The sequence below is a fragment of the Longimicrobium sp. genome, assembly GCF_036387355.1.
GTDB lineage: Bacteria > Gemmatimonadota > Gemmatimonadetes > Longimicrobiales > Longimicrobiaceae > Longimicrobium.
Genome location: NZ_DASVTX010000336.1, coordinates 1 through 11,880, shown reverse-complemented (window position 1 = coordinate 11,880; position 11,880 = coordinate 1). Strand labels below are relative to the sequence as shown.

General features: G+C 73.9%; 2 protein-coding genes. Both read left to right on the top strand.

All coding sequences use genetic code 11. The features are described from left to right. Positions 1-40 precede the first annotated feature (40 nt). On the top strand, positions 41-11,662 hold the full coding sequence (locus VF665_RS14815) for an amino acid adenylation domain-containing protein (protein WP_331054214.1): 11,622 nt from the start codon (positions 41-43) through the stop codon (positions 11,660-11,662). Between the two features lie 2 nt (positions 11,663-11,664). After that, the coding region (locus VF665_RS14810) for a hypothetical protein (protein WP_331054213.1) at positions 11,665-11,880 on the top strand (216 nt) is incomplete at its 3' end.

The following is an 11,880-nucleotide window of genomic DNA, read 5'->3' as shown; positions in this document are numbered from 1 at the left end:
CGGCGCCCCCGCCGCCGCCGGGCCGCCGGGGGTGGTCCGTGTGCCGCACGTCTTCGCCGCGCCCCCGGGCGACGCGTCCGCGCTGCAGGAGATCTTTGCCCAGCAGCTCGCCATCATGCAGACGCAGCTCGCCATGCTCGGCGGCGGGCCGGCGGCCGGCGCCCCGGTCGGCCCCGCCGCGCCGGCCCACGGCGCCGGCACGAACGGAAGCCACCCCGCGGCAGACCCCGGTGCCGGCGGGCACCCCGCGTCCGCGCCCGCGGCGCCGGCGCCGGCAGCCCCGCGGGAGCGGGCGCAGGGGGCGGCCGAGCCGGAGAAGCCGGCGTCGCACGGCCCGCACCGTCCCGTGAGCGCCACCATGGGGCTGGGCGGCGGCTACAACGCGCAGCAGAACGCGTACTTTCAATCGCTGGTGCAGCGCTACACCGAGCGCACCCGCCGCTCGCGCGAATACGCGGCCGAGCACCGCCCGCACCTGGCGGACAACCGCGCGTCGCTGGGGTTTCGCCTGGCCACCAAGGAGCTGATGTACCCCATCGTGGGCGAGCGCTCCGAGGGGACGCGCCTGTGGGACGTGGACGGCAACGAGTACGTGGACTTCACCCTGGGCTTCGGCGTCCACTTCTTCGGCCACCGCCCCCCGTTCATCGTGCAGGCGGTGGAGGACGCGGTGCGGCGCGGATTTCACACCGGCCCGCAGAGCGACCTGGCCGGCCCCGTGGCGCGGCTGTTCAGCGAAGTGACGGGGATGGAGCGCGTCACCTTCTGCAACACCGGCAGCGAGGCGGTCATGACGGCGCTGCGCGTGGCGCGCGCCGTCACCGGCCGCGACAGGGTGATGCTGTTCGAATCCGCATACCACGGCTGCTTCGACGGCATTCTGGCGCGCGCCGGCGCGGACGGCCGCCCCCGCCCGATCGCCCCCGGCACTCCGCGGCGGATGGTGGACGACATCGTCCTCTTTCCCTACGGCAGCGACGAGGCGCTGGAATACCTGCGCGCGCACGGGAGCGAACTGGCCGCCGTGCTGGTGGAGCCGATCCAGAGCAACAACCCCGAGCTGCAGCCCCGCGAGTTCCTGCATGAGCTCCGGGCGCTCACCGGGCAGAGCGGCGCCGTGCTCGTCTTCGACGAAACGATCACGGGGCTTCGCATGGGACCGCGGGGCGCGCAGGGGTTCTTCGGGGTGCGGGCCGACCTGGCCACCTACGGCAAGGTGATCGGCGGGGGCCTGCCCATCGGCGTGCTGGCGGGGAGCGCGCGGCTCATGGACGCCATCGACGGCGGCCAGTGGAGCTTTGGCGACGACAGCTACCCGGCCGCCGACCAGACCTTCTTCGCGGGCACCTTCTGCAAGCACCCGGCGGCCATGGCGGCCGCGCACGCCGTGCTGGTGCACCTCAGGGAGCGCGGCCAGGCGCTGTACGACGAACTGGACCTGCGCGCCAGGCGACTGGTGGCCTCGCTGCGCGCCGTGCTGGAGGAAGAGGGCGCGCCCGTCCAGGTGCTGCACGCGCACAGCAGCTTCCGCTTCGTGTTCCGCCCCGGCGAAACGGCGGCCGAGCTGCTCTTCTTCCACCTGCTGGAGCGGGGCGTCTACGTATGGGAGGGGCGCGGCTGCTTTCTGAGCACCGCCCACACCGACGAGGACTGTGACACCCTGGTGCGCGCGCTGCGCGACAGCATCCACGCGCTGCGCGGCGCGGGCTTCATGCCCCCGCCGCCGCGCGGGCGCTCCCGCACGCCCGTCCCCGCGGGGATCACCCTGCTTCCTTCGGCCCACGCCGGCCCGCGAGCCGTGCCGCTCACCGTGGCACAGCGCCAGATCTGGGTGCACGCGCAGTTCGGCGACGACGCCTCGCGCGCCTACAACGAGCAGATGGTGGCGGGGCTGCGCGGCCGCCCCGACGCCGAAGCCCTGCGCGCCGCGGTGGCCGACCTGGTGGCGCACCACGAGTCGCTGCGCACCGTCTTCGACCCCGGGGGTGAGGTGCAGCACGTGCTGCCGGCGCTCCCCGCGCTGCCGCTGTTCATCGACCCCTCCACCGCCCCCGCGGACCCGGCTCTGCTGCGGGCGCGGATGGCGGAGGCCGTGGGCGGCGTGTTCGACCTGGCCCAGGGCCCCCTGTTCCGCGTTCACGTGCACGCCAACGGGCCGGACCGCAGCGTCCTGCAGTTCGTCGTTCACCACATCGCGGCCGACGGCATGTCGCTGGACCTGCTGCGCCGCGACCTGGAGACGGCGTACCTGGCGCGCCTGGAGGGCCGCGCCCCGGTGCTTCCCCCGGCCATGCAGCTGAGCGAGTACGCGCGGCTCTACGCGGAGCACGCCGACGCGTACGCCGACCGCGAGCCGGCGTGGCTGGCCTCGTTCGAGGGGGCGCAGCCCACGGCGCTCCCGTACGACCGCCCGCGCGGGCCGCTTCCCACCCACGCCGCCGGCTTTCTGACCTACGCCCTTTCCGAGGCGCTTACGGCCAGGGTGCGCGAGCTGGGGCGCAGGCGGGGCACCACGCCGTTCATGACCGTGGTGGCCGGCCTGCTGGCCACCCTGCACCGGGTGACGGGGCAGGACGACCTGGTGCTGGGCATCTCCTCCGCCGGCCGCCCCTTTGAGGGGAGCGATTCGCTGGTGGCCCACTGCGTGGAGGTGCTTCCCATCCGCAGCCGCGCCGACGCCGGCACCGGGACGCAGCGCTTTCTGAACCAGGTGCGCGGCTGGCTTCTGGACGCGTACGAGCACGAAGTGTTCACCTGGGGGCGACTGCAGGAAAAGCGCAGCGCACCGCGTGACCCGTCGGCCGCGCCGCTGATCGCGGTGGAGATCAACATGGAGCCCGCGCCGGGCGGCGAGCCGGGGACCCCCCGCTTCGCCGGGATGGAGATGGAGGCGGTGAGCCTCGCGGGGGCGCCGTTCACCCGCTGGGACATCCACATCGACACGGTCGACACGGGCGGCCGGCTGGTGATGCACACCACCTTCAACGCCGACCTGCTGGACCCGTCCACGGTGGAGCGGCTGCTGGGGCAGGTGGAGCGGGTGCTGGACCAGATGGCGGGGGGCGCCGAGGTGCCGCTGGGCGAACTGGATCTGCTGGGCTCCGCCGAGCGCGCCCGCCTCGTGGACGAGTGGAACCGCACGGAGGCCCGCTACCCCGCCGACGCCTGCGTGCACCGGCTGTTCGAGGCGCGGGCCGCTCGCACCCCCGCCGCCGTCGCGCTGGTGTGCGAAGGCGAGCAGCTCACGTGCGAGGCGCTGAACGCCCGCGCCAACCGCCTGGCGCACCGCCTTCGCGCGCTGGGTGTGGGCCCCGACGTGCCCGTGGCCCTGTGCTTCGAGCGCGGGACCGCGATGATCGTGGCGCTGCTGGGGATTCTGAAGGCGGGCGGCGCCTACGTGGCGCTCGACGCCGCCCTTCCGGCCGAGCGGCTGAGGTTCATGCTGGCCGACTCCGGCGCCGCCGTGCTGGTGACCCGCGGTGGGCTGGCCGAAGCGCTCCCCGCCGCCGGCATCCCCGTGGTGTGCCTGGACCGCGACGACGCGCTCGCCGGCGAGAGCCCCGAAAACCCCGTGGGCGGCGCCGGGGCCGCGCACCTGGCGTACCTGATCTACACCTCCGGCAGCACCGGCCGGCCCAAGGGGGTGGCCGTGGAGCACCGCCAGCTGGCCAACTACCTGTTCGGCCTGCGGGACCGGCTGGGGCTGGAGGACGGCGCCAGCTACGCCACGGTGTCGACGCTGTCGGCCGACCTGGGCAACACGGTGGTGTTTTCGGCGCTGGCATGGGGCGGACCGCTGCACGTGCTGTCGGAAAAGCGGATCTTCAGCGGCGACGAGGTGGCCGCGTACTTCGCCGAGCACCCGGTGGACTGCCTCAAGATCACCCCTTCGCACCTTTCCGCGCTGCAGGCGGGCGGCGACCCGCGCCGGGTGATGCCGCGCCGCTGGCTGGTGCTGGGCGGCGAGGCGTCGCCCCTGTCCTGGGTGGACGAGCTGGTCAGGGCGTCGCCCTCCGTGGCCGTCTTCAACCACTACGGCCCCACCGAAACCACCATCGGCGCGCTCACCTTCCGGGCGACCCCGGAGCGCCCCGACACCCTGTCGCGGACGCTGGTGCTGGGGCGGCCCCTTCCCAACTACCAGGTGTTCGTCGTGGACGCCGCGCAGCGCCCCGTTCCCGTGGGCGTGGCCGGTGAGCTGCTGATCGGCGGCGCCGGGGTCGCGCGCGGCTACCTGGGCCGGCCGGAGCTCACGGCGGAGCGCTTCGTCGCCAGCCCCTTCGGGGAGGGCCGCCTGTACCGCACCGGCGACCGCTGCCGCATGCTCGCCGACGGCAGCGTGGAGTTCCTGGGGCGCATGGACGACCAGGTCAAGATCCGCGGCTTTCGCGTGGAGCCGGGCGTGGTGGCCGCCGTGCTGTGCGGGCACGACGGGGTGAGCGAGGCCGTGGTGGCGGTGCGCCAGGACGCCGCCACGGGCGAGCCGGAACTGGTGGCGTACGTGGTGGGCGGGGCGGGCGAGGCCGCCCTGCGCGAGCACCTGCGCCGCGCCCTTCCCGAGTACATGGTCCCCGGCGCGTTCGTGGCGCTGCCGAAGCTGCCGCTGAACGCCAACGGCAAGGTGGACCGCGCCGCCCTTCCCGCGCCCGCCGCGGCCGCCGCCGCGCCCGAACGGCGCCTGGTGCCGCCGCGCACGCCGGTGGAGGAGGTGCTCGCCGGGATCTTCTGCCAGGTCCTGGGCGTGGACGCGGTCGGCGTGCACGACGACTTCTTCGAACTGGGCGGACACTCGCTCAAGGCCACGCGGGTGGGCGCCCGCGCCCGGTCCATCCTGGGGGTGCCGCTGAAGCCGCGCGACCTGTTCGAAGGAGCCACGGTCGCGAAGCTGGCCGCCCGGGTGGAGGCCATTCGCGCCGCCGCGGCGGGGGTGGCGCCGCCGCCGGCGCTCCCGGGGCCGGGGGAGGACGAGGCGGCGGGCGACGCCTTCGTGGCGCCGCGCACGCCGGTGGAAGAGGTGCTGGCGGGCATCTTCGCCGAGGTGCTCAAGGTGGAGCGCGTGAGCGTCGACGCCTCCTTCTTCGACCTGGGCGGCCACTCGCTCAAGGCCACCCGGGTCGGCGCCAAAGCCAGGGCCGTGTTCGGGGTGCGGGTGGGGCCGCGCGACCTCTTCGAGTGCCCCACCGTGGCCGCCCTCGCGGAGCGGGTGGAGGCCGTCCGCGCCAGGCAGGCGGGGGTGCTGCCGCCGGTGACGCCGGTGGAGCGCGCCCCTGAGATGCCGCTGTCATTCGCCCAGGAGCGGATGTGGTTTCTGGACCGCCTGCAGCCGGGGAACACCGTCTACAGCCGTCCACTTTCCCTGCGGCTGCGCGGAGCGCTCAACACGGAGGCGCTGGAGCGCGCGCTGGGCGAGCTGGTGCGCCGCCACGAGGTGCTGCGCACCGTGTACGCCGAGCGCGACGGGGTGCCGGTGCAGATCGTCCGCCCCGCGGGCCCCTTCACGCTCCCGGTCACCGAGCTGGACGGAATGGACGAGGACGCGCGCGAAGCCGAGGCCCGGCGGCTGGTGGCCGCCGACGCGCTGCGCCCCTGGGATCTGGCCGCCGGCCCCGTGTTCCGCGCGGCGCTGCTGCGCCTGGCCGCCGACGATCACGTCCTGCTCACCTCGCAGCACCACATCGTGCACGACGGGTGGAGCCTGGGCGTGATGTTCAGCGAACTGCGCGCGCTGTACGGCGCCTTTGCGGAAGGGCGGACGTCGCCCCTTCCCGAGCTGAAGGTGCAGTACGCCGACTACGCCGCGTGGCAGCGCAGGCACGTGGCGGGCGAGGTGCTCGACCGGCAGGCGGCCTGGTGGAAGGAGAGGCTGCGGGGCGCGCCCGCGCTGCTGGAGCTTCCCACCGACTTTCCCCGGCCGGCCGTGCCCACGCACGCGGGCGTGGAGCAGGAAGCCGTGTTCGGCGCCGAGATCCTGGCCGGGCTGCACGAGCTGGCCCGCGGCGAGGGGGCGACCCTGTACATGGTGCTGCTGGCTGCCTTTCAGGTGCTGCTGGCCAAGTACGCCGGCACCGACGACGTGGTGGTGGGCAGCCCCATCGCGGGCCGCACCACCCCCGAGGTGGAGGGGCTGATCGGGTTCTTCGTCAACACGCTGGCGCTGCGCACCCGCATGGACGGCGACCCCACCTTTCGCCAGGTGCTGGCCCGCGTGCGCGAAACCACGCTGGGCGCGTACGACAACCAGGAAGTACCGTTTGAAAAGCTGGTGGAGGTGCTGGCGCCCCAGCGCACGCTCAGCTACTCGCCCCTGTTCCAGGTGATGTTCACCCTTGCCAACGGACGCGACGGCGGCGGCGCCGCCGTCGGAGGCGAGCCGGGGCTTCCCGGCGTCACCGCCGAATACCTGGTTCAGGACACCGGCACCGTCAAATTCGACCTGACGCTGCACTGCGGCGAGGCGGGAGGGCGGCTGTACGCCAGCCTGGGCTACAGCACCGACCTGTTCCGCCCCGCCACGGCCATGCGCATGCTGGGCCACATGGAGCGGCTGCTCGACCAGGTGTCGCGCGACCCCGACGTGCGCCTGTCGCGGCTGGGGCTGCTGGCCGACGCGGAGCGCGCGGTGGTGGTGGAGTCGTGGAACGCCACCGGCGCGGAGTACCCCCGGGAGGCGTGCACGCATGAGCTGTTCGAGGCGCAGGCGGAGCGCACCCCCGGCGCGGTGGCGGTGGCGGCCCCGGGCGCGACGCTGACCTACGCGGAGCTGAACGGGGAGGCGAACCGGCTGGCCCGCCACCTGATCGCGCTGGGCGTGGGGCCCGACGTGCGGGTGGGGATCTGCATGGAGCGCGGGGCGGAGATGGCGGTGGGGGTTCTGGGCGTCCTCAAGGCGGGCGGTGCCTACGTGCCGCTGGACCCTGAGTACCCGGCCGACCGGCTGCGCTACATGGTGCAGGACTCCGCCCCCGCGGCGCTGCTGGCGTACGGCGTCTCCGACGAACTGCTCGCCGGGATCACGGGCGGCGGCGGGATCCCCGTCATCCGCCTTGAAAAGGACGCCGGCGCCTGGGCCGGCCAGCCGGACGCCAACCCCGCCCGGACGGACGTGCGCCCGGAGCACCTGGTGTACGTCATCTACACCTCCGGCAGCACCGGGCGCCCCAAGGGGGTGATGAACCACCACGGCTGCCTGGTGAACCGGCTGGCCTGGGGAGCCCGCGCCTGGGGGCTGACGGCGGACGACGTGGTGCTGGGCAAGACCTCGCTCAGCTTCGACGGCCACATCCGCGAGCTGTTCCTCCCCTGGAGCGTGGGCGCTCGGGTGGTGATGGCCCGTCCCGGGGGGCACCGGGATCCCGACTACCTGCTGGAGGTGATCCGGGCCGAGGGCGTCACCCTGGTGAACATGAACGCCTCCATGCTGCTGGTCCTGCTGGAAAACCCGGGGCTGGGGCTGTGCACGGGGCTGCGCCAGGTGCTTTCGGGGGGCGAGGCTCTTCCCGGCGCGGCGCTGCTCCGCCTGCGCGAGCGGCTGCCCGCGACGGCGCTGCACAACCTGTACGGCCCCTCCGAGGCGGCCACCGCCATGATGGCGCCGCACTGCGGGCCCGAGCAGGCGCGCGCCACCGTGCCCATCGGCCGGCCGACCGCCAACTCGCGGGTCTACCTGCTGGACCCCGCCGGCAACCCCGTCCCCGTGGGCGTCGTGGGCGAGCTGTACGTGGGCGGCCGCAGCGTGTGCCGCGGCTACCTGGACCGCCCGGCGCTCACCGCAGAGCGCTTCGGCCCCGATCCGTTCGGGACAGAGCCGGGCGCCCGGCTGTACCGCACCGGCGACCTGGGGCGCTGGCTCCCCGACGGCTCCGTGGAGTTCCTGGGCCGCAACGACTTTCAGGTAAAGGTGCGCGGCTTCCGCATCGAGCTGGGCGAGGTGGAGGCGCGCCTTGCGGAGCACCCCGGGGTGCGCGAGGCGGCCGTGCTGGCCCGCCCCGACGCCACCGGCGAGAACCGGCTGATCGCCTGGTACACGGGGGGCGAGACGGTCGAGGCGGCGGCGCTGCGGGCGCACCTGGCCGAGCGGCTTCCCGACTACATGGTCCCCGCCGCGTTCGTGCGGATGGACCTCTTTCCGCTCACCCCGACCGCCAAGCTGGACCGGGCGGCGCTCCCGGATCCGGAGGGCGGCGCGTTCGCCACCCGCGTCTTCGAGCCGCCGGTGGGGGATACGGAAACGGCCGTGGCCCGCGTCTGGGCCGGCGTGCTGGGGGTGGAGCGGGTGGGCCGCTGGGACCACTTCTTCGAGCTGGGCGGGCACTCTCTGCGCGCCGTGCAGGTGGTTTCCCGGATCCGTCAGGCGCTCGGTCTGGACGCCGCGCTGGGCGACGTGTTCGTGCGCCCCGTGCTGGCCGACTTTGCGCGCGGACTGCGGCGGGACGCCGGCGACGCGCCCCCTCCCGTCGAGCCCGTTTCGCGCGGCGAGCCCCTGGCCCTCTCGTTCGCGCAGCAGCGGCTGTGGTTCCTGGAGCGGATGGGGAGCGTGGGGACTGCGTACAACGTCCCTCTTCGCCTCCGCATGCGGGGTGCGCTGGACCGCGGCGCGCTGGAGCGGGCGCTGAACCGCATCGTGGAGCGGCACGAAGCGCTGCGCACCGTGTTCGCGCAGGAAGCGGGCGAGCCGGTGCAGCGCATCCTTCCGGCGGCGGAAAGCGGCTTCGCCCTGGCGGACCACGACCTGGCGGACGACGCCGGCGCCGACGGCGTGCTTCGGGCGCTGATGGCCGAGGAGGCGGCGGCGCCCTTTGACCTGGAGCGCGGCCCCGTCGTGCGCGGCCGGCTGGTGCGCATGGCCGCCGACGACCACGTCCTCCTGCTCACCGTTCACCACATCGCCTCCGACGCCTGGAGCGTCAGCGTTCTGGTGAACGAACTGGGCGCGCTGTACGGCGCCTTCGCGCGGGGCGCGGCCGATCCCCTGCCGCCCCTGCCGGTGCAGTACGCCGACTACGCGGCGTGGCAGAGGCGGTGGCTGGACCGCGACGCCCTGCAGGCGCAGGTGGACTACTGGAAGGGAGCGCTCGCGGGCGCACCCGAGCTGCTGGAGCTGCCCACCGACCACGTGCGGCCGGCGCAGCAGGAATTCACCGGCGGGCGGGTGGAGATCGAGCTGGACGAGGCGCTCACCCGGGGGCTCAGGGCGCTGGGCCAGCGCCACGGGACCACCCTCTTCACCACCGTCATGGCGGGGTGGGCCGCGGTGCTGGGGCGGCTCTCCGGCCAGCCGGAGGTGGTGGTGGGCACCCCCTCGGCCAACCGCGGCCGCCCCGAAATCGAGGGGCTGATCGGCTTCTTCATCAACACCCTGGCGCTGCGGGTGGACCTGCGGGGCGCGCCCACCGTGGCGCAGCTGCTGGAGCGGGTCAGGGTCCGCTCCATCGAGGCGCAGCAGCACCAGGACATTCCCTTTGAACGGGTGGTGGAACTGGTGCAGCCGGCGCGCAGCCTGGCCCACAGCCCGCTCTTTCAGGTGGTGCTGGCTTGGCAGAACACCCCCGGCGGCGCCCTGAACCTTCCCGGACTCACCCTGGGCGAGGTGGACGCGGCCCCGCAGCTGACCGCCAAGTACGACCTGTCGCTCGGGCTGCAGGAGCACGAGGGGCGCATCGTGGGGGGCGTAACCTACGCTTCGTCGCTCTTTGCGGCGGACACGGTGGAGCGCTGGATGGGCTACCTGCGCAACGTGCTGGCCGCCATGGCGGCCGACGACGCGCAGCCCGTGCACGCGCTCCCCATGCTGGGCGAGGCGGAGCGCAGGATGATGGTCGAGGAGTGGAACCGGACGGCGCGCGAGTTTCCCCGCGACGTGTGCCTGCACGAGCTCTTTGCCGCCCGCGCGGCCGAGCACCCCCGGGCCGCGGCGCTGGAGTGGGGGGGCGAGCGGCTGACCTACGCCGAGCTGGACGAGCGGACCAACCGCCTCGCCAACTTCCTGGCCCGCCAGGGGGTGGGCCCCGATGCCCGGGTGGGCGTGCTCCTGGAGCGGGGGACGGAGATGATCGTCACCCTGCTGGCCGTTCTCAAGGCGGGCGGCGCCTACTTCACGCTGGATCCGGCGTACCCCGCCGAGCGGCTGCAGCTGATGCTGGCCGACGCAGGCGCCTCGGTGGCCGTGACGCGCGGCGGGCTGGCCCGCGGGCTGGAAACCGAAACGCTGCGGATCGTGTCGCTGGACGGCGAGGCCAGGGCGATCGCGCGCGCGTCGGCAAAGGCGCCCGGCCTGCGCGCCTCCCCGGACAGCCTTGCGTACGTGGTGTACACCTCCGGCTCCACCGGAACGCCCAAGGGGGTCATGGTGAGCCACCGCAACGTGGTGCAGCTGGTGGTGGGCACGGACTACGTGTCGCTCGGCCCGGGTGACCGCGTGGCCCAGGCCAGCAACGCCAGCTTCGACGCCATCGCCTTCGAGACCTGGGGCGCGCTGGTGAACGGCGCCACCCTGGTGGGCGCGGGCCGCGACGTGCTGCTGTCACCCCCGGCGCTGCGCTCGTTTCTGCGCGACGAGCGCATCACCACGCTCTACCAGACCACGGCGCTGCTCAACCAGCTGTCGCGCGAGCAGCCCGACATCTTTGCCCCGCTGCGCGAGGTTCTGTTCGGGGGGCAGGCGGTGGACGCCGACGGCGTGCGGCGGATCCTGAACGCCGGCCCGCCCTCCCGCATGCTGCACATGTACGGCCCCACCGAAACGACCGCGTGGTCGTCGTACGAGCAGGTGGAGCGGGTGGAGCCGGGCGCGCGGACCGTTTCCGTGGGCCGTGCCACGGGGAACCAGCGGGTCTACCTGCTGGACGCCGCACTGTACCCCATGCCCGTGGGCGTCCCCGGCGAAGCGTTCGTGGGGGGCGAGGGGGTGGTGCGCGGCTACCTGAACCGCCCGGCCCTCACGGCGGAGCGCTTTCTTCCCGACCCCTTCTCCGGCGTTCCGGGGTCGCGCATGTACCGCACCGGCGACCGGCTGAAGTGGACGGCCGGCGGCAGGCTGGAGTTCGTGGGCCGCATCGACGACCAGGTCAAGATCCGCGGCTTCCGCATCGAGCCGGGCGAGGTGGAAAGCGTGCTCGCCGCCCACCCCGGCGTCCGTGAGGTGCGGGTGATCGTCCGGGAGGACACCCCCGGCGAGCCGCGCCTGGTGGCCTACGTGGTGGGCGAGGCCGGGGGCGAGGAGCTGCGCGGCCACCTGCGCCGGTCCCTTCCCGAGTACATGGTCCCCGGCGCCTTCGTGGCCCTGACCAGCCTCCCTCTGACCCCCAACGGCAAGCTGGACGTGAAGGCTCTTCCCGCGCCGGACTCGGGTGCGCCGTGGGCGGAGCCCCGCACGCCGGCCGAGCAGGCCCTCGCGGCGCTGTGGTCCGAGGTGCTGGGGGTGGACCGGGTGGGGCTGAACGACGACTTCTTTCAACTGGGCGGCCACTCCCTGCTCATCATGCGGCTCATCGCCCGGGTGCAGGACTCGTTCGGGGTGGAGCTTTCGATCCGGACCGTGTTCGCGGCGCCCGTGCTGGAGGCCATGGCCGCCGAGGTGGAGCGGCGGATCTACGAGGACGTTCTGGAGATGGACGACGCGCACGCCGAGCAGCTGGCGGAACTGAACACGATCGCGGGAGACTGAAGGTGACCATCCAAGACATGTCCGCGCCGGCGCGCCCGGAGCTTTCGGCCGCCAAGCGCGCCCTGCTCGACGCGCGGCTGGGGGGAATGAACCGGGGCTCCGCCGTTCCGCGCCGCGGCGCCGGGGGAGACGTTCCGCTCACCTTCGACCAGGAGCGCCTCTGGTTCCTGCACCGGCTGGGGCAGGGCGGGAGCGCGTACAACATCTACCACGGCGTC